Source organism: Defluviimonas sp. SAOS-178_SWC (assembly GCF_039830135.1).
Classification (GTDB): Bacteria; Pseudomonadota; Alphaproteobacteria; order Rhodobacterales; family Rhodobacteraceae; genus Albidovulum.
In genome coordinates this window covers 1,112,780-1,132,067 of sequence record NZ_CP156081.1, presented here as the reverse complement: position 1 = coordinate 1,132,067, position 19,288 = coordinate 1,112,780, and the positions used below count along the sequence as shown (strand labels likewise).

The following is a 19,288-nucleotide window of genomic DNA, read 5'->3' as shown; positions in this document are numbered from 1 at the left end:
GGACCGATGTACAAGTTCATCATCACCATCGAGTGCAAACCTGGCGCGCGCGACAAAATCCTTGCGCGCGCGCCCGAAGTCCAACTCGCAACCCGCGCCGAACCGGGCTGCATCGCCTATGATTTCTATACCTGCACGGACAATCCCGACCGGCTCGTCTTCGTCGAATCCTGGATCGACGAGGCGGCGCATGATTTCCACATGGCTCAGGCGCATACCAAGACCTTCATTGCATTCCATGAGCAATTCCACGAACGCCTGACTTTCGAGACGATCAATGTCGCAAGCTGACCCCCACATCACCATCACCTGCGCCCCCTGTTGCTGGGGCGTGGACGATGTGGCGAACCCGAATCTGCCCGGCTGGCAGAAGGTGCTGGACGAGGCCGCCGCGGCGGGCTTTGGCGGGTTGGAACTCGGGCCCTACGGCTACATGCCGCTCGATGTCGAAACCGTCGGCGCGGCGCTGCAGGAACGGGCGCTGAGCATCGTTGCAGGGACGATCTTCGACGACCTTGTGAATCCCGCGAACCGCGACAACCTGTTGCGGCAGACGCGTGAGATCTGCGCCTTCATCACGGCGCTGCCCGCGCCTGTCCGCCATGACCGGCAACGCTTCCCCGCGCCTTACCTGACGGTGATGGATTGGGGCCATGACGAGCGCGACTTTGCAGCCGGGCATTCCGACCGTGCGCCGCGTCTGTCGGACGACGCCTGGGCCGGGATGGTCGAAAACATCCGGGCAATCTCCGACTGCGCCCGCGACGAATACGATGTGCGCGCCACCATCCACCCCCATGCGGGCGGCTATATCGAATTCGAGGATGAACTCGAACGGCTCACTGTCGATATCGGACCCGACGTGGCGGGGCTTTGCCTTGACACCGGCCATCTGGCCTATGCCGGCATGGACCCGGTCGCGAGTTTGCGCCGCTACTGGGATCGCCTCGATTACATCCATTTCAAGGATATCGACCCGACGGTGTTCGACCGCGTCATGGGCGAGAAAATCCGTTTTTTCGAAGCCTGCGCCGAAGGTGTCATGTGTCCGATCGGCCAAGGAAATATCGATTATCCTGCGATCCGGGCGCTTCTGAGCGAACTTGGATATGCAGGTTACATCACCATCGAACAGGAACGCGATCCGCGCAACGCGGACGGGGTGCTCGGCGATCTCGCGGCCTCCCGCGCCTTCCTTGCAAGGACAGGGTTCTGACATGAAGAAAACACTCGACGTGATCACGATTGGGCGGGCCGGTGTGGATCTTTACGGTGCGCAGATTGGCGGACGTCTGGAGGATATGGGGTCTTTCGAGAAGTATATCGGGGGCTCTCCGACGAATATCGCCTGCGGCACGGCGCGGCTGGGGCTGCGCTCGGGCCTGATCACCCGGGTGGGTGACGAGCATATGGGCCGTTTCATCCGTGAACAGCTTCTGCGCGAGGGCGTCGATGTTAGCGGCGTGAAGACCGACCCCGAGCATCTGACCGCGCTGGTGATCCTCGGCATCCGCGACGAGGAACAGTTCCCACTGATCTTCTACCGCGAGAACTGCGCGGACATGGCGCTGAGCGAGGAGGACATCGACGAGGCGCTGATCGCTCAGACCCGAAGCGTGCTGGCCACCGGCACCCATCTCAGCCATCCGCGCACCAAGGCGGCGGTGCTGAAGGCGCTGGAACTGGCACGCCAGCATGGCGCGCAGACAGCGCTCGACATCGACTACCGGCCGAACCTCTGGGGGGTGGCGGGCCATGGCGACGGCGAAAGCCGCTTCGTCGAGAGCGCCGACGTGACCGAGAAGCTGATGGCGACGCTGCATCTCTTCGACCTGATCGTCGGCACCGAGGAGGAATTCCATATCGCCGGCGGCTCGACCGACACGATCGCGGCGCTGCGCGCGGTGCGCGCGGTCTCGGGCGCAACGCTGGTCTGCAAGCGCGGCGCGAAGGGCGCCGTGGCCTTCGACGGCGCGATCCCCGACAGCCTCGATCAAGGGCAGACTGGTCCCGGCTTTCCGATCGAGGTGTTCAACGTGCTGGGCGCGGGCGACGGATTCTTCTCGGGGCTGATGAAGGGCTGGCTCGATGGCGAGAACTGGCCGAAGGCGCTCGAATACGCCAATGCCTGCGGGGCGTTTGCCGTTTCACGCCATGGCTGTACTCCGGCTTACCCGTCGCTGACCGAGTTGGAGTTTTTCCTGAAGCGCGGTGTCAAGCAGCCCGATCTGCGCAACGATCCGGAGCTGGAACAGATCCACTGGTCGACGACCCGCCACACCCGCTCGCTGCCCGACTGGCCCGATTACCGGGTTTTCGCCTTCGATCACCGGATGCAACTGGAAGAGATGCCGGGCTACACGCTGGCCAAGGGCGGCGCGTTCAAGAAGCTGTGCCTCGCGGTCGCGCGTCAGGTGCAGGACGGGCGTCCGGGCTATGGCATACTCTGCGACGACCGCATCGGACGGGGGGCACTGCATGCGGCGAGCGGTTCCGGCCTGTGGATCGGGCGCCCCTGCGAATGGCCGGGCTCGCGCCCGCTGGAGCTGGAGCCAGAGCTGGGCGCCGATTGTGGCGGTCTCACGCAATGGGCGCGTGAAGAGGTGGTTAAGGTTCTGTGCTTCTGCCACCCCGATGACGATAACACGACCCGCGCGCGGCAGGAGGCGACGGTGAAGCGGCTCTTCGAGGCGTCGCGCCGTAACGGCCTGGAATTCCTGCTCGAAATCATTCCTTCCAAGGTGGCGGCTGTCGCTTCCGATACGACCGCCACCTTGATCCGGCAATTCTACGCGCTCGGGGTCTACCCGGACTGGTGGAAGCTCGAACCGATGAAGACGAAAGCGGGATGGCAGCAGGCCATTGCCGCCATCGAGGAAAATGACAAGCATACGCGCGGGATCGTGGTACTGGGGCTGGATGCCCCGGAAGCCGAACTGGCGGCGAGTTTCGAGGTCGCGGCAGGCTTCGGGTTGGTCAAGGGCTTCGCCGTGGGCCGGACGATCTTCGGTGATGTGGCGCGTGGCTGGATGAAGGGCGCGTTGACGGATGCCGAGGCGGTGGCCGAAATGGCCCGGCGCTACGCGCGCCTGTGCGGGGTCTGGGATGCGGCGCGGGCCAAGGCGGCCCGGGCTGCATGATCTGGAGCGGGGAGAGGGGGCCCTGCCCCCGCGGCTGACGCCGCCCTCCGGGAAATTCGGGCCAAGATGAAGAGGCCCCTGAGAGGACGAAAGAGATGAGCGAGACGATCCGGCTGACCGCAGCCCAGGCGATGGTGAAATGGCTCTCGGTGCAGATGACCGAGGATGGCGAGCGGTTCATCGAGGGGATGTGGGCGATTTTCGGGCATGGCAACGTGGCCGGGATCGGCGAGGCGCTGCACGCCTATCAGAACGTGTTCCCGACATGGCGCGGGCAGAACGAGCAAACCATGGGTCATGCCGCGATCGCTTATGCCAAGGGCAAGAAGCGCACGCGCGCTCACGCGGTCACCTCGTCCATCGGGCCCGGATCCACGAACCTGGTAACGGCGGCGGCGCTGGCGCATGTGAACCGGCTGCCGGTCCTGATCGTGGCGGGCGACGTGTTCGCCACGCGTCGTCCTGATCCGGTCTTGCAGCAGGTCGAGGATTTCGACGATGGCACGGTGAGCGCGAATGACTGCTTCCGCCCGGTGAGCCGCTATTACGACCGGATCTCGCGGCCCGAGCATATCCTCAGCGCGTTGCCGCGCGCCCTGCGGGTGATGACAGACCCGGCCAATTGCGGCCCTGCCGTGCTGGCCTTCTGTCAGGACACGCAGGCCGAGGCCTATGATTACCCGGTCGAGTTCTTCGAGCCGCGCGTCTGGCGCATTCGCCGCCCGGGAGTGGATGTAGAAGAAGTCGCACGTGCGGCGGCGGCCATAAAGCGAGCCAAGAACCCGATCATCATCGCGGGCGGTGGCGTTGTCTATTCGCAGGCCGAAGAGACGCTGGCCGAATTTGCGACCAGACACGGCATTCCCGTGGCAGAGACGCAGGCCGGGAAGTCGTCCCTGCCGCAATCGCATCCGATGAATTTCGGGGCGAGCGGTGTCGACGGCTCGGCCGCCGCGAACGCGATCTCCGAAACCGCCGACGTGGTGATCGGCGTGGGCACACGCCTGCAAGACTTCACGACCGGGTCGCGGACCATGTTCAGCCAGAAGGCCAGGCTCATTTCGATCAATGTGCATGGATATGACGCGGCGAAGCACGGGGCCGAAAGCCTTGTGGCGGATGCCAAGGTGGCGCTGGATGCACTCAGTGTGGCGTTGGGCGACTATAGGGCCCGTGCCTTCGACCCAGCGATGCGCGACGACTGGCTGCGCGCCGTAGATGCCCATTGCGCCCGGCCCGAGGATCAGGCGGCCAAGCCCACCGACGGGCAGGTGATCGGCGCCGTGCAACGCGCGACCGGAGACGATGCGGTCGCGATGTGTGCGGCCGGCACCATGCCCGGCGCGCTCAAGCTGCTCTGGAAGCCGAGCCAGGGCGGCTATCACATGGAATACGGCTATTCGTGCATGGGCTACGAAGTGGCGGGCGCGATGGGGCTCAAGCTCGCGCGACCCGAGCGCGAGGTGATCTGCTTCGTCGGCGACGGCAGCTATATGATGGCCAACTCGGAACTGGCGACGGCGGTGATGCGCCGTGTGCCGTTCACGGCGGTGCTCACCGACAACCGGGGCTACGGGTGCATCAACCGCCTGCAAACGATGGGCTGCGGCGGCGAGCCCTTCAACAACATGTATGTCGACTGCAACGTCGAGGTGCAGCCCGAGATCGACTATGTCGCCCACGCGGCGTCGATGGGCGCGCATGCGGTGAAGGCCAAGGATACCGATCAGCTTGAGGCCGAAATCAAGGCCGCGCGGACCCGCAATATCCCGACCGTCATCGTGATCGAGACCATCGCCAGGGATTTCCCCGGAACCGGAATCGAAGCCCGCGCCGGCGAGCACGGGTACTTCTGGGACGTGGCCGTACCCGAGACGTCCAACCGCCAGAAACAGCGCGACCGCTACGCGGAGTATCTTACCCAGATCGTCAAGGCGCGGCTCACGAACTGACCAAAGGATGAGACGATGGCAGACCTGTTGAAAAAGCCCTTCGGCACCCATGGAAAGGTGCACCAGATCACGCCCGAAAGCGCAGGCTGGCGCTATGTGGGCTTCGGTCTTTACAAGCTGCGGCCCGGAGAGACAGCGGCGGAGGCCACGGGCCGCAATGAGGTGATCGTGGTCATGGTCGAAGGCAAGGCGACCTTCAAGGCGGCCGGACAGGACTGGGGCGAGCTGGGCCACCGGATCAACGTATTCGAGAAGACGCCGCCGCATTGCCTGTATGTCCCGAATGACGACGCGTGGGAGGCGACGGCCACGACCGACTGTACCATTGCCGTTTGTGCGGCCCCCGGTCGTTCCGGCCACACGGCGCGGCGCATCGGTCCGGACGGCATCACGCTCACCGAGCGTGGCAAGGGCACAAACACGCGCTATATCAACAACATAGCGATGGAAAATGAAGACTATTGCGACAGCCTGCTCGTGACCGAAGTCTTTACGCCTGACGGGCATTGGTCGAGCTATCCGAGCCACCGCCACGACGAGGACGATTTTCCGAACAGCACCTATCTCGAAGAGACCTACTATCATCGGCTGAACCCGGAAAATGGGTTCGGGATACAGCGCGTCTACACGGAAGATGGCACCCTCGACGAGACCATGGCGGTTTCAGATGGCGATGTGGTCTGCGTTCCGCGCGGCCACCACCCGTGCGGCGCGCCCTATGGGTTCGAGATGTATTACCTCAACGTGATGGCCGGTCCATTGCGCAAGTGGCGCTTCATTCCCGATCCGGCGGCCAAGTGGATCATGGACCGCGACGCATGATCGCGCGGGCGTTGAACCAGAAGACGGCCCGAGATCTTCCGTTCGAGGCTTTTCTCGACCTCGCGGCCGGGCTCGGCTGTGTCGGCGTCGAGCCGCGCAACGACCTGGGACGCCCCCTTTTCGACGGGATCGCGCCCGCGCACGCGGCCGAAATGGCCCGCACGAGGGGACTGCGCTTCCTCGGCCTGTCCGAGGTCTACGGCTTCAACGTCTGGGACGACGAGCGCGCGACACAGATCCAGGCCCTCATCGACATTGCCGAGGCGGCGGGGGCCGAGACGATCAGCCTGATCCCCAGCGTCGACGCTCGGCCGACCCGGCCCCTGCGCGACGTGATGCGGGATATCCTGCCGATGGTCGCGGGCCGGGCGGTCCTGCCCTTGATCGAACCGATCGGATTCGAAACCTCGACTTTGCCGCGCAAAGCCGAACTGGTCGACGCGATCGAAGCGGTCGGGGGTGTGGGCGCCTTCAAGCTGGTCCATGACACGTTCCAGCATGTCATCGCGGGCGAGAGCGAATTGTTCCCCCACCATACCGGCATTGTCCATATCTCCGGCATATCCGATCCCGATGTTGCGCTGGATGCCAGGCAGGATGGCCATCGCGGACTGATCTGCCGGGACGACCGTTGCGACAACAGAGGCCAGGTGCGCCGGTTTCTCGCGGAAGGCTACGAGGGCGCGTTCTCGTTCGAATGCACGGAACCCGGCCTGATTGCCGCTCCGGACAGCGCGGATATCGACGCATCTTTCAACTGGCTTTCGGCCTGAAGTCGCCATTCGCCCGCGTTCAGCACAAGGACCCTATCGGCCGGAAATGCGACATGGTCGCGCGCGCCGTCGGATATGCCTTGTCGCAAAGTCAAAAGACGTGGGCCGCTGAGGGCGGGAATAGGTGAAAAAGCCTCGCCCCAAAAAGGGCATTTCCTACCGGAATCCCGAAATCCCGAAGCCCGGCTTCAGCCGCATTTCGAATGGCCGCAGGACGGGCAGGTCATGCAGCCTTCGATCATCTGCATGCCGAACTGCCCGCAGGAGGGGCAGGCCGGTCCGCGCGGCGCGTCGCCCACCGCCAGCGCCTGCGCCTTGGGATCGGATTTGAGGCCGAGCCCCTCGCCTTCCAGAAAGCCGATGGCGATCATGTGGCGTTCGATCACCCCGCCGATGGCCGCGAGGATGGAAGGAATGTAGCGGCCCTGCATCCACGCCCCGCCGCGCGGATCGAAGACGGCCTTCAGCTCCTCGACGACGAAAGACACGTCGCCGCCCCTGCGGAACACGGCCGAGATCATGCGCGTCAGCGCGACGGTCCAGGCGAAATGCTCCATGTTCTTGGAGTTGATGAAGACCTCGAAGGGCCGCCGGTGGCCGCCTTGGACAATGTCGTTGATCGTGATGTAGATCGCGTGTTCGCTGTCGGGCCATTTGAGCTTGTAGGTCGCGCCTTCCAGCGATTGCGGCCGGTCGAGGGGTTCGGAAAGGTAGATCACGTCGCCATGCGGGGTGAGCGGTTCGGCGCCGTCCTTGGAGAGGACTTCGGGGGCAGTCCCGTCTCCAAACATTAGCCACGCTGGGCTTACATTCAGAGCGGCCGCCAATCTCTCAACCGAGTCACGACTGACAGCGCGAGAGCCAGACAGCAGCTGACTAACATAGGATTTGGACAAGCCTGCCGCATCAGCCAATTGCTGCTGAGTAGATATATCCGCAGACTCCATTGCCACCTTAATACGGTGAGAAACTGCTTGCGGGTCGCTTACTTCTTTGTTCTCCGGTTCAACACTCAACACACTCCCCGTCACCGCGTTCGGGCGGTAGGTGGTGCAGCCCTTGCAGCCCTGGTCCCAGGCCGCCATGTAGATGTCCTTGAAGGCCTCGAAGCTGATCTCCTCGGGGCAGTTGATGGTCTTGGAGATCGACGAATCCACCCATTTCTGCGCCACCGCCTGCATCCGCACATGGTCGAGCGGCGGCAGGGTCTGGGCGTTGACGAAATGTTCGGGCAGCGGCCTGTCGCCGAAGCGTTCGCGCCAGAGCTGGACGGCGTAGTCGACCACCTCTTCCTCGGTCCGCGAGCCGTCCTTTTGCAGCACCTTGCGCTTGTAGGCATAGGCGAAGACCGGCTCGATCCCGGAGGAGACGTTGCCGGCGTAAAGCGAGATCGTCCCCGTCGGCGCGATCGAGGTCAGCAGCGCGTTGCGGATGCCATGTTCTCGAACCGCGTCGCGCACATCCGCATCCATGTGCCTCATGTTGCCCGAGGCGAGGTATTTCTCGGCGTCGAACAGGGGGAACGCGCCCTTCTCCTTCGCAAGCTCCACCGAGGCGAGGTAGGCCGCCCGCGCGATCCTGTGCATCCATACTTCAGTCTGCCGGGCCGCCTCTTCCGACCCGTAGCGCAGCCCGACCATCAGCAGCGCGTCGGCAAGCCCGGTCACGCCGAGGCCGATGCGGCGCTTGGCCCGTGCCTCCGCCTCCTGCTCCGGCAGCGGGAAGCGCGAGGCGTCGACGACATTGTCCATCATCCGCACGGCGGTACGGGTGAGCTCGTCCAGCGCCTCCTCGTCAAGCCCGGCGCCGTTGCCGAACGGGTCCGTCACCAGCCGGGCGAGGTTGACCGAGCCCAGAAGACAGGCGCCATAGGGCGGCAGGGGCTGTTCGCCGCAGGGATTGGTGGCGGCGATGGTCTCCACATAGTTGAGGTTGTTCGCGGCGTTGATGCGGTCGATGAAGATCACGCCCGGCTCGGCGTAATCGTAGGTCGCGCGCATGATCCGGTTCCAGAGGTCGCGCGCCTGCACGGTCTTGTAAACCTTGTCGTCGAAGACCAGTTCCCACGGGCCATCGGCCTTGACCGCCGCCATGAAGGGATCGGTGACAAGAACCGAGAGGTTGAACATCCTGAGCCGCGCGGCATCCTGCTTGGCCTCGATGAAGGCCTCGACATCGGGGTGATCGCAGCGTATCGTCGCCATCATCGCGCCACGCCGCGAGCCGGCCGACATGATCGTGCGGCACATCGCGTCCCAGACATCCATGAAGCTGAGCGGACCGGAGGCGTCGGCGGCCACGCCCTTCACCTCCGCCCCGCGCGGACGGATGGTGGAGAAGTCGTAACCGATGCCGCCGCCCTGCTGCATCGTCAGCGCGGCTTCCTTCAGCGCGTCGAAGATGCCGCCCATGTTGTCGGGGATCGTGCCCATGACGAAGCAGTTGAAAAGCGTCACCGACCGGCCGGTGCCGGCGCCGGCGGTGATCCGGCCGGCGGGGAGGAACCGGAAATCCTCGAGAGCGGCGTAGAAGCGATCCTCCCATTCGGGGGGCGTCTTCTCGACCACGGCGACGGCGCGGGCGATACGGCGCCAGCTGTCCTCGACCGTACCGTCGATGGGTGTGCCGTCCGCCGACTTGAAGCGATACTTCATGTCCCAGATTTGCTCGGCGATCGGGGCGGCGAAACGGCTCATCGGCAGGCGGTCCTCGGTCTTCGGGAAGGACGGCCAAGATACGCCCCCCTGCCGCGCCGGTCAACTTGATCTCGGGGTCACGGCGGCTAGAATGGCAAGGTCTTGGGGGTAAGATGGCCGGATTCGTGAACCTGTTGAAGCTCTGCGTCGGCGCGGATTCCGTCGAGGATCTGCTCGACTGGCAGCGCACGCATCCCGCGCCCTACCCTACCGGAGAGCGCCGCCACGTCACCCGGATGTGGCCGAAGCGCGAGGCCGAGGTGCTGGCGGGCGGATCACTTTACTGGGTCATCAAGGGGGTGATCCTCTGCCGCCAGCGGATCGTGCGGCTCGACGAGGTGGATCGCGGCGATGGCATCCGCCGCTGCGGGATCGTGATGGAGCCGGAGGTGATCCGCACCGAAGCGGCGGCGCGACGGCCGTTCCAGGGCTGGCGCTATCTCGATCCGGCGGACAGCCCGCGCGACCTGCCGCAGATCCGCGCCGCCGACAGTACGCTGCCCGAGGAGATGGCGCTGGCGCTGGCCGAGATCGGGCTGCGCTGACCCCGGAGCCGGGAGGGGGGCGCTGCCCCCTGAGGGCCGGGGGCCCTCCCCCCCGAGGTATTTCGGGCAAAGTGAAGGATCAGACGCGGACCGGGTCGAGCCCCAAGCGCCCGGCCAGATCGGCAAGTACGGTTTCGGCGCCGTTGCCCCAGTCGGCGGCGCGGGCGGCGTAGAGCGTCGCCTGGCTCTGGTGGATGAGGCCGTCGGTCAGGATCTTCAGGTGGTTGGCGCGCAGCGTCTCGCCGGTCGAGGTGATGTCGGCGATGGCCTCGGCGGTGAGGTTCTTCACCGTGCCCTCGGTCGCGCCCTGACTGTCGACGAGCTGGTAGTCGGCGACACCGTTCGCGGCCAGGAAGTCACGCACCAGACGGTGGTATTTCGTCGCGATGCGCAGCCGGTGGCCATGCGCGCGGCGGAAGGCAGAGGCGGCGGCGTCGAGGTCGTCGAGCGTGTCGACGTCGGGCCAGGCGGCGGGGACGGCGATGATGAGGTCAGCATGGCCAAAGCCCATCGGCGCGAGTTCCGCGACCTGCCGGTCCCAGTCGGCCAGCTTGTCGCGGACGAGGTCGGAACCGGTGACGCCAAGATGAATGCGCCCCGCAGCGAGTTCGCGGGGAATTTCGCCGGCCGAGAGGAGGACGAGTTCAAGCCCGTCGGCGCCATCGACGGCCCCGGCATATTCGCGGTCGGACCCGGTGCGCCGCAGCGTGACGCCGCGCGCGCCGAACCAGTCGAAGGTCTGGTCCATCAGCCGGCCCTTGGAGGGGACACCGAGTTTCAGCATGGCGCGCCCCCAAGATCGGCGACGAGGCCGGGCCGGATCACGCCGCCCACGGCGGGGATCGAGCGGCCGTGACCGAGGACCGCCGTCAGCGCGTCGTAGCGCCCGCCCGAGGCCACCGGCGGCAGGTCGGGGTCGGCGGCATGAAAGGAAAACACGAAACCGTCGTAATATTCGAGCGTGGTGCGGCCGTGGCTCGCCTCGAAATCGAGGGCATCCACGTCGACGCCCTTCGCCGCAAGGGCCGCGAGCCGCGCTTCGAGCCGGTCCACGGCGGGGCCGATCTCCGGCATCTCGCGCGCGAGGTCGCGGAGATGCGCGAGGGCGGCGGGCGATTTCGCAGAGAGGTTCAGGAGGTCTTCGAGCCGCGCGACCTCCTCGCCCGCGATCGGCGGGGCGGCGGCATCCTGCTGAAGAGCGGCAAGGCGGGTCGCGATCTCGGCCTCGGAGCGCAGACCGATGAGCGGGGCGTCGGTCAGAGGCGTGCCGTCCCGGAGCGCGGCGAGGAGGCGCGCGCGGCTTTCCGGGACCGGCGCGCGGCCGCCGAAGCGGTCGAGCAACTGGGTGAAGCGGCGCGGCCGCCAGATATGGCGTAGAAGCGCCGCCTTGCGGCTTTCGAGCGTCCTTAGCCCGCGCACCGCCTCGGTCAGGATGCCGATATCGCCGGTCGCGGCCCGCAGCTTGAGCGGCGCGAGGAGGTCGGCGAACAGCGCGAAGACCTCGGCATCGGCGGCGGCGGGGTTCTCGCGGTCGAAGACCTCGTAGCCGACCTGCACATATTCGGATTTCCGGGCGCTCAGATGTTCCTGCTTGCGGAAGACCTCGCCCGAGTAGCAGTAGCGCGCCGGATCCGCCCCGTCCGACATGTGCATCTGCACCACCGGCACGGTGAAGTCGGGGCGCAGCATCATCTCGCCGCGCAAGGGGTCGTTGGTGACATAGGCGCGGGCGCGGATATCTTCGCCGTAAAGGTCGAGGAGCACTTCGGCGGGCTGAAGGATGTCGGCCTCGACCGGCTGGGCACCCGCGTCGCGGAAGGCGGCCATCAGGCGCGCGGCCTCGGTCCGGGCTTCCGCCTTCGCCGCCATTCAGGCCATCCCCAGAAGGCGGCGCACCTCGGCGACGAGGTCGGCGCGCGCGACCTCGGTCTGGGCGGGCTGGCTTTTCCATTCCTCGTGAGAGGCTTCGGCGGCGATCTTCGCACCGAGGTAGAGGTCCTTGAGCTGGACGACACCGCGCGCGGCCTCGTCGGCGCCTTCGATCACGGCAATCGGGGCGTTGCGCTTGTCGGCGTATTTGAGCTGGTTGCCGAAGTTCTTCGGGTTGCCGAGATAGACCTCGGCGCGAATCCCCGCCCGACGCAGCTCGGTCGCCATCGCCTGGTAGTCGGCCATGCGGTCACGATCCATGACGGTGACGATCACCGGGCCGCGTGTATCGGCAGCGACCCGGCCCTTGGCGTGAAGCGCCGCGAGAAGCCGGTCCACCCCGATCGAGACGCCGGTCGCGGGCACCGACTGGCCGGTGAAGCGCTTGACGAGGTCATCGTAGCGACCGCCGCCGGCGACGGAGCCGAACTGACGCGGCCGGCCCTTCTCGTCGGTGATCTCGAAGGTCAGTTCGGCCTCGAAGACCGGGCCGGTATAGTAGCCGAGGCCACGGACGACCGAGGGGTCGATGACGATGCGGTCGGGGCCGTAGCCTTGGGCGGCGAGGAGAGAGGCGATGTCTTGCAGTTCCTGCACGCCCTCCTGCCCCGTGGCAGAACCGCCGACGAGCGTCTTCAGCCTGAGGATCGTCGCTTCGTTGTCGCCGGCCTTGGCGTTCATGAACCCCATGACGGTGTCGGCCTGTTCGTCCGAAAGTCCCGCGCCCTTGGTGAAATCACCGCTCTCGTCCATCCGGCCCTTGCCGATCAGCGCGCGGACGCCCGCCTCGCCGAACTTGTCGAACTTGTCGATGGCGCGCATCACGATCCCGCGCTCATGGGCGAACTTCTCGGGATCGGCGGGGTCGAGCACGCCCGCGACCTCCATCACGCCGTTCAGGACTTTCCGGTTGTTCACCCGCACGACGTAATCGCCACCTAGCCCCAACGTCTCGAACACGTCGGAGAGCATCGCGCAGATCTCTGCATCCGCCGCGACGGAACCTGAACCGACCGTATCGGCATCGCATTGGTAGAACTGCCGGAACCGTCCCGGCCCCGGCTTCTCGTTGCGCCAGACCGGGCCCATCGCGTAGCGCCGGTAGGGGCTCGGCAGGTCATTGCGGTACTGCGCGGCAACGCGTGCGAGCGGGGCGGTCAGGTCGTAGCGGAGCGCCAGCCAGTCCTGATCCTCGTCCTGCCAGGCGAAGACGCCCTCGTTCGGGCGGTCGACATCGGGCAGGTACTTGCCGAGCGCCTCGACCGTCTCGACGGCCGAGGTTTCCAGTGGATCGAAACCGTAGCGGTGATAGACCCCGGCGATCGTGTCGAGCATGGCCTTGCGTTCGGCCACCTCGGCGCCGAAATAGTCGCGAAAGCCCTTCGGCGTTTCCGCGCGCGGTCTTCTCGGTCCCTTTTCCTTGGCCATCGTTCGACCCTTCCCATAGGTTCGGGCGCGGGTGTAGCGGAAGGGGCGGCGGCGAACAAGCGGCAGCCGATACGGCGTTGACCTGGACGCGGGCCGGGGCATCATTCGGGCGCATCGACGGGCTGGAGAGGCGATGAACGAGCGGTTGGAAAAGGCGGAAGAGGAGATCGCGCATCTGAGGCGCGCGGTTGACGACCTTTCAGAGGTCATCACGGGGCAGTCGCGCGAGATCGACCTCCTGACCCGTCGCGTGCGGCTCTTGATGGAGCGCGCGGCGGAAGCGGAAGCCGAGGCATCGGGGACCATCCCGCTTGCCGATCAGAAACCGCCGCACTGGTGAGGCCTTGCCCTCGACCGAAGTGCCGGGCAGGTTGAGGCGCGGAACGCCTTCGCGCCGTTACAGCCCGGACTGCCCATGCCCCATCTCATCGAGCGCGTCTTCGGCGCCCCGCACTGGCCGACCGTCTTCCTGACCTACGCGGCGGGAACGGCCGGCGGGATGGCCGCCCAGGCCCTGCACCTGCCGTTGCCGATGCTCCTCGGTTCCCTTCTGGCGGTTGGCGCGGCGTCGGTCGGCGGCCTCCGGCCCCTCGGTCATCTGCCGCAGGCGCCGCAAAAGATCCGGATGATCTTCGTGCCGATCATCGGGATTGCCATCGGCGGCGCGGCGCGGCCCGAGATCCTGCAGGAAGCGCCCCACTGGGTGCCCTCGCTCCTCGTGCTCTGCCTCTTCATTCCGATCGTCCACTATCTCGGTTACCGCGCGATCAGGGCCACCGGCCGGACCGACGCCGTGACCGCGTTCTACGGGGCCGCGCCGGGCGGGCTGGTCGAAACCGTGCAGCTCGGAGAGGAGGCCGGCGCGGATGTGCAGATGCTCGCCATGCTGCAATTCCTGCGGCTGATCCTCACCATCGTTCTGGTGCCGGTGGCGTTTTCCTGGATGGAAGGCCATGCGGTGGGTTCGGCCGGCGGGGCTGCCGTGGCGGGGCATGAGCTCAAGCTGACGGACGTCGCGATCCTGACAATTGCGGCAGTCTTGGGGGCAGTGATCGGCGTGCAGCTGAAGCTGCCGGCCGGCCAGGCCCTCGGCCCGATCCTCCTTTCAGCTGCGGCGCATATGGCGGGGTGGACTGAATCGGTGCCACCAGGCGCCATGATCGCGGCGGCGCAGGTCGTGATCGGCACCTCCCTCGGCGTCCGCTTCGCCGGCATGCCGAAGCAGCGTATCCTCGAAGCGCTTCAGCTTTCCCTGATGAACGGCGTGATCAGCATCGGCGGCGCGGCGGCGGTCGCCTTCCTGATCGCGCCCCTCGTCGGCGAGCCGGCGCGCGGGGTCTTCCTTGCCTTCGCGCCGGGCGGGCTGGTCGAGATGGGGTTGATCGCGCTGTCGCTGAAGATGTCCATCCTCTACGTGACGGCGCATCATCTCCTGCGGATCATCCTTGCGGTCAGTTTCGCGCGAGGTTTCGGGCGGCGGATCGGCTAGCGCCGGCATTCCCTATTTCCGTGAGAAGTGACGGCCCGTCCGGCCTCGCGTCACACTTCCTCGACGAGGACCACGCCGCCCATCGCCTTGATCGCCCCCTTGATCTGGGGATTGACGGGGAAATCGCGGCCGACGGAGACCTCGACCTCCTCGCCGGTCTCGCGGTCGGCGATGCAGAAGCTGATCGGCCCGCGCGAGCGGATCTTCGCCTCTTCGACCATGCGGTTCAGAAGCGCTGCGACCGAGGCGACCGCCGAGTCGTTTTCCACATGAATCCGCAGCCCCGCCCCGCCGGCATCGGCGACGACGCCCTCCATCGGCGCCACGGACCGCGCGACGGGATCGAACTGCCCCTCGGCAAACCGCGCCTCCAGCGTCATCACGACCTGATGGGTCTGGTCGAAGACCCGCCGACAGGCATCGAAATCCTCCGGGAAAAGCGCCATGCCGGAGACCTGCCCGGTCGGGTCCGAAATGTTCATCCGGAAGAACCGCGTGCCGCGCGCGGACTTGCGATCCTGAAGACCGGAGACGAGAACCCCGACGCGCGAGACGGCGGCGCCGTCGCGCTCGGCCTTTTCCTGCAACTCGGCAAGGGTCAGCAGGCCCTTGCGCTTCAGCGCCGGCGCGTAATCGTCGAGCGGATGGCCCGAAAGGTAGAAGCCGATCGCCTGATGTTCCTGGGCGAGCCGTTCGGCCGGCAGCCAGTCGTCGCACTGCGGCAGGCGCGGCTCTGGCAGATCCTCGCCCGCTTCGCCGAAGAGCGATACCTGGGCCGAGGCGCGGCCCTCATGGATCGCGGCGGAATAGGCGGTCAGCGCATCCAGCGCCGCGAAGACCCGGGCACGGTTCGGATCGAGCTGGTCGAAGGCCCCGGCGCGGGCCAGCATCTCCAGCGGTCGCTTGCCGATCCGCTTCAGATCGGCGCGGCGGGCAAGGTCGAAGACCGTCGCGAAGGGCTTTTCCCCCCGCGCCTCGACGATCAGCTTCATCGCCTCGATGCCGACATTCTTGAGCGCGCCGAGGGCGTAGACGATTTCACCGCCGTGGACCGAGAAGGTCGCGAGCGAGCGGTTGACGCAGGGCGGCACGATGCCGATCTCAAGGCCCCGGCGCACCTCTTCGGCATAAATCGCAAGTTTATCAGTGAGATGAATGTCGCAGTTCATCACGCCAGCCATGAATTCGACCGGGTGGTTGGCCTTCAGCCATGCCGTCTGGTAGCTGACCACGGCATAGGCGGCGGCGTGCGATTTGTTGAAGCCGTAATTCGCGAATTTCTCCAGAAGATCAAAAACTTCTCCGGCCTTCTTCTTGTCCACCCCGTTCGCGGTGGAGCCTTCGATGAATTTCGGGCGCTCCTTCGCCATCTCCTCGGCGATCTTCTTGCCCATGGCGCGGCGCAGAAGGTCGGCGCCGCCGAGCGAATAGCCGGCCATGACCTGCGCGATCTGCATCACCTGTTCCTGGTAGACGATGATACCCTGCGTCTCGGCGAGGATATCGTCGATGGAAGGGTGAATGGATTCAAGCTCTTTCACCCCGTTCTTCACGTCGCAATAGGTCGGGATGTTCTCCATCGGGCCGGGGCGGTAGAGCGCCACGAGCGCCACGATGTCCTCGATGCAGGTGGGTTTCATGCGCCTCAGCGCGTCCATCATGCCCGAGCTTTCCACCTGGAAGACGGCGACGGTCTTGGCGGCGGCATAGAGCTTGTATGTGGGCTCGTCATCCAAGGGGATCGCGTTGATCTGGTCGACCGCACCCTCCGGTGGCTCGTAAAGCCGGCTTCCGTCGGCGGCGATATGCAGGTGCCGGCCGCCGCCGCTGATCAGGTCCACGGCGTTCTGGATGACGGTCAGGGTTTTCAACCCGAGGAAGTCGAACTTCACGAGCCCCGCCGCCTCGACCCATTTCATGTTGAACTGGGTCGCGGGCATGTCGGACCGCGGGTCCTGGTAAAGTGGCACCAGCTCGTCAAGCGGCCGGTCGCCGATGACGACGCCTGCGGCATGGGTCGAGGCATTGCGAAGCAACCCTTCGACCTGCTGCGCATAATCGAGAAGCCGCTGCACGACCTCTTCCGCGCGCGCCGCTTCGCGCAAGCGCGGCTCGTCCGCCAACGCCTTTTCGATCGAGACCGGCTTCACCCCTTCGACCGGGATCAGCTTCGACAGCCGGTCCACCTGCCCGTAGGGCATCTGCAACACGCGGCCGACATCGCGGATCGCCGCCTTCGACAGGAGCGCGCCGAAGGTGATGATCTGCCCCACCTTCTCGCGCCCGTAGCGTTCCTGCACGTAGCGGATCACCTCTTCGCGCCGGTCCATGCAGAAGTCGATGTCGAAGTCGGGCATCGAGACCCGCTCGGGGTTGAGGAACCGCTCGAAGAGGAGCGAATACCGCAAGGGATCGAGGTCGGTGATCGTGAGCGCGTAGGCGACGAGCGATCCGGCACCGGAGCCGCGCCCCGGCCCGACGGGAATATCGTGATCCTTGGCCCATTTGATGAAATCGGCAACGATCAGGAAGTAGCCCGGAAAGCCCATCTGCTCGATGATGCCGAGCTCGAACTCAAGGCGCTTCTCGTAGTCTTCGACAGGCACCGCATGCGGGATGATCGCGAGGCGGGCGTTCAGCCCCTCCGTCGCCTGCCGACGCAATTCCTGCACCTCGTCATCGGCGAATCTCGGCAGGATCGGCTTGCGCTTGTAGGCCGCGAAGGCGCAGCGCCGGGCGATCTCCACGGTATTTTCAAGGGCCTCCGGAAGATCGGCGAAAAGGGCGGCCATTTCCTCGGGGCTTTTGAGGTAATGCTGCGGCGTCAGGCGGCGGCGCGGTTCCTGCTGGTCGACATAGGCGCCTTCGGCGATGCAGATCAGCGCGTCGTGCGCCTCGTACATGGCAGGCTTCGGGAAATAGACGTCGTTCGTCGCGACGAGCGGCAAGCCCTGCGCATAGGCCAGTTCGACATGGCCGCGTTCGGTCAGCCGCTCCGCCTCTGTATATTGCCCACCCTCGCCCGGATGGCGCTGAAGTTCGACGTACAGCCGGTCGGGATAGGTCGCGGCGAGGCGTTTCAGAAGCGCCTCCGCCTTCGCCCCCTGCCCCGCCTGAAGCAACCGGCCGAGCGGCCCGTCGGGCCCGCCGGTAAGACAGATGAGCCCGTCCGAATGCGCCCCCAGCTCCTCCGCCGTGACGTGGGGCAAAGAGCCGTCACCGCGCAGGTAGAGGCAGGAATTGAGCTTCATCAGGTTCATGTAGCCCGCCTCGTTCTGCGCGAGCAGAACCACCGGCGCCGGCGGGCGGGTGCGTTCTCCGGGCTGCGCGGGATCGTAGTCGAGCGACACCTGGCAGCCAACGATGGGCTGCACACCGGCCCCCTTGGCGAGCACCGAGAATTCCAGGGCGGCGAACATGTCGTTGGTGTCGGTCACCGCGATAGCGGGCATCCGCATCTTGTCGCAAAGCCCGACGAGCTTCTTCACCGGCACCGCGCCTTCAAGAAGCGAGTATTCGGTGTGGACGCGCAGATGGATGAATCGGGGGGAGGTGGACATGCTTCTTGGCATAGGCGAGCGGCGACGGATTTTCACGCGGATTCTTGCCGCGGCGGCGATTCCCTTGCCGTGAAGCGCCGGCATTGCGGCCGCAAGACGTCAGTCCGAGAGGTGATAGCCGGTGATCTCTCCGCGAAAATAGACCTCATAGCCGGACGGGTAGACATAGCCCACCTCGGCCCGGGCCGGAATGCGGCGCGCGCCGATCTCGCGATAGTCCCAGTATCGCCCACGCCAGTCGAAGCGGGCGCTTTGTCCGTTGATATCCTTCGCCGGCCGGCCTTGCGCGTCCATCCTGACGATGTCGCCCTCGCCATCGAACCGGAACCTGACCCGCGCGGTGCCCCCCGCCGCCTTCATCCGAACCTCGACCGCGTCGGCCCCGATGACACGCCAGGAAAGCTCGGGATTTCCAAGAATGGCGTCCGGCACCCAGGGCAATTCGGCGAGGTAGCGGAACGCCTCCGCGAGGTCGATCTCCGCCCCCGTTTCGCGCGCGAGAGGGATCGAGCCGAGGGCCCGCGCCTCCAACTGCCCGGCCCCGGCGACATAGGCGTCGAGGACATGGAACCGGGGCAACACGCCGGCCGCGCGGGCATCCCACAGGAATCCCGGCCGGCCGAGAGAGATCAGCTGCCACGCGGCGATCTTCGTGAAGGCGCCGCCGGGGCGGAGCCGAAGCTCCGCGTGCTGATTGAAGCTCGCGATCCGCAACGGGCGCGCAGGATCCGCCCCCGCGCGGCGCGCGAAATCGGCGACCACCGGCGGTAGAGCCGCCTCGATGTTCCGTGTCGGGGGGGCCTTGCGAAGCTCTCCGGCCAGCGTGAGGATTCGGGCCCGGAATTGCCGGCTGGCGGCAACCTGGCCCGCAATCAGCCCCAGCAGGCCGAGGACGATAAGAGCGAGCACTGTCTGCATCCTGATCCGCTCCGCCGAGGCGCCACCCGTCAATTC

At 66.1% G+C, this 19,288-nt stretch carries 15 protein-coding genes; 9 read left to right on the top strand and 6 right to left on the bottom strand.

Features of this window, described 5'->3' with window-relative positions:
* Positions 1–6 precede the first annotated feature (6 nt).
* The 6 genes from V5734_RS06360 (at position 7) to V5734_RS06335 (ending at position 6,687) form a co-directional block, all read left to right on the top strand.
* Complete coding sequence (locus tag V5734_RS06360) at positions 7–291, top strand: putative quinol monooxygenase (protein WP_347312665.1); 285 nt, start codon at positions 7–9, stop codon at positions 289–291.
* Positions 278–1,216 (top strand): TIM barrel protein, encoded by a 939-nt coding sequence (locus V5734_RS06355; RefSeq protein WP_347312664.1) that lies wholly within the window; start codon positions 278–280, stop codon positions 1,214–1,216. Before V5734_RS06360 ends, V5734_RS06355 begins: the two co-directional genes overlap by 14 nt.
* A gap of 1 nt (position 1,217) precedes the next feature.
* Positions 1,218–3,140: a bifunctional 5-dehydro-2-deoxygluconokinase/5-dehydro-2-deoxyphosphogluconate aldolase gene (locus V5734_RS06350; RefSeq protein WP_347312663.1), complete on the top strand. Its 1,923-nt coding sequence runs from the start codon at positions 1,218–1,220 to the stop codon at positions 3,138–3,140.
* A 95-nt stretch (positions 3,141–3,235) separates the two neighbouring features.
* Positions 3,236–5,092, top strand: coding sequence for a 3D-(3,5/4)-trihydroxycyclohexane-1,2-dione acylhydrolase (decyclizing) (gene iolD / locus V5734_RS06345; RefSeq protein ID WP_347312662.1), 1,857 nt, complete (start codon positions 3,236–3,238; stop codon positions 5,090–5,092).
* 15 nt (positions 5,093–5,107) lie between these two features.
* The gene (gene iolB / locus V5734_RS06340) at positions 5,108–5,914 is read left to right on the top strand and encodes a 5-deoxy-glucuronate isomerase (RefSeq protein ID WP_347312661.1); all 807 of its coding nucleotides are present in this window, start codon (positions 5,108–5,110) and stop codon (positions 5,912–5,914) included.
* Positions 5,911–6,687, top strand: coding sequence for a TIM barrel protein (locus V5734_RS06335; protein WP_347312660.1), 777 nt, complete (start codon positions 5,911–5,913; stop codon positions 6,685–6,687). Before iolB ends, V5734_RS06335 begins: the two co-directional genes overlap by 4 nt.
* Before the next feature lie 188 nt (positions 6,688–6,875).
* Here V5734_RS06335 and V5734_RS06330 read toward each other — a convergent pair whose 3' ends face one another.
* Positions 6,876–9,383 (bottom strand): adenosylcobalamin-dependent ribonucleoside-diphosphate reductase, encoded by a 2,508-nt coding sequence (locus V5734_RS06330; RefSeq protein WP_347312659.1) that lies wholly within the window; start codon positions 9,381–9,383, stop codon positions 6,876–6,878.
* A gap of 113 nt (positions 9,384–9,496) precedes the next feature.
* On the opposite strand from V5734_RS06330, the gene V5734_RS06325 reads away from it, so the two are divergent.
* Entirely contained in the window at positions 9,497–9,928 is a 432-nt protein-coding gene (locus tag V5734_RS06325; protein ID WP_347312658.1) for a DUF1489 family protein, read from the top strand.
* A 79-nt stretch (positions 9,929–10,007) separates the two neighbouring features.
* On the opposite strand, the gene hisG is transcribed toward V5734_RS06325, so the two are convergent.
* From hisG to hisS, 3 genes are read right to left on the bottom strand one after another with little or no spacing between them, the layout of a single operon-like run.
* Positions 10,008–10,712, bottom strand: a complete 705-nt coding sequence (gene hisG, locus V5734_RS06320; protein WP_347312657.1) for an ATP phosphoribosyltransferase — start codon at positions 10,710–10,712, stop codon at positions 10,008–10,010.
* The gene (locus tag V5734_RS06315; protein ID WP_347312656.1) at positions 10,706–11,797 is read right to left on the bottom strand and encodes an ATP phosphoribosyltransferase regulatory subunit; all 1,092 of its coding nucleotides are present in this window, start codon (positions 11,795–11,797) and stop codon (positions 10,706–10,708) included. Before V5734_RS06315 ends, hisG begins: the two co-directional genes overlap by 7 nt.
* Positions 11,798–13,285 (bottom strand): histidine--tRNA ligase, encoded by a 1,488-nt coding sequence (gene hisS, locus V5734_RS06310; RefSeq protein WP_347312655.1) that lies wholly within the window; start codon positions 13,283–13,285, stop codon positions 11,798–11,800.
* A gap of 133 nt (positions 13,286–13,418) precedes the next feature.
* On the opposite strand from hisS, the gene V5734_RS06305 reads away from it, so the two are divergent.
* Together V5734_RS06305 and V5734_RS06300 are read left to right on the top strand one after the other, a co-directional pair.
* Positions 13,419–13,625, top strand: coding sequence for a SlyX family protein (locus V5734_RS06305; RefSeq protein WP_347312654.1), 207 nt, complete (start codon positions 13,419–13,421; stop codon positions 13,623–13,625).
* Positions 13,626–13,700: 75 nt separating this feature from the next.
* Entirely contained in the window at positions 13,701–14,774 is a 1,074-nt protein-coding gene (locus V5734_RS06300) for an AbrB family transcriptional regulator (RefSeq protein ID WP_347312653.1), read from the top strand.
* Between the two features lie 50 nt (positions 14,775–14,824).
* Here V5734_RS06300 and dnaE read toward each other — a convergent pair whose 3' ends face one another.
* Together dnaE and V5734_RS06290 are read right to left on the bottom strand one after the other, a co-directional pair.
* Positions 14,825–18,334 (bottom strand): DNA polymerase III subunit alpha, encoded by a 3,510-nt coding sequence (dnaE, locus tag V5734_RS06295; protein WP_347312652.1) that lies wholly within the window; start codon positions 18,332–18,334, stop codon positions 14,825–14,827.
* 99 nt (positions 18,335–18,433) lie between these two features.
* Positions 18,434–19,252, bottom strand: a complete 819-nt coding sequence (locus V5734_RS06290; protein ID WP_347312651.1) for a DUF6544 family protein — start codon at positions 19,250–19,252, stop codon at positions 18,434–18,436.
* Between the last annotated feature and the right edge of the window lie 36 nt (positions 19,253–19,288).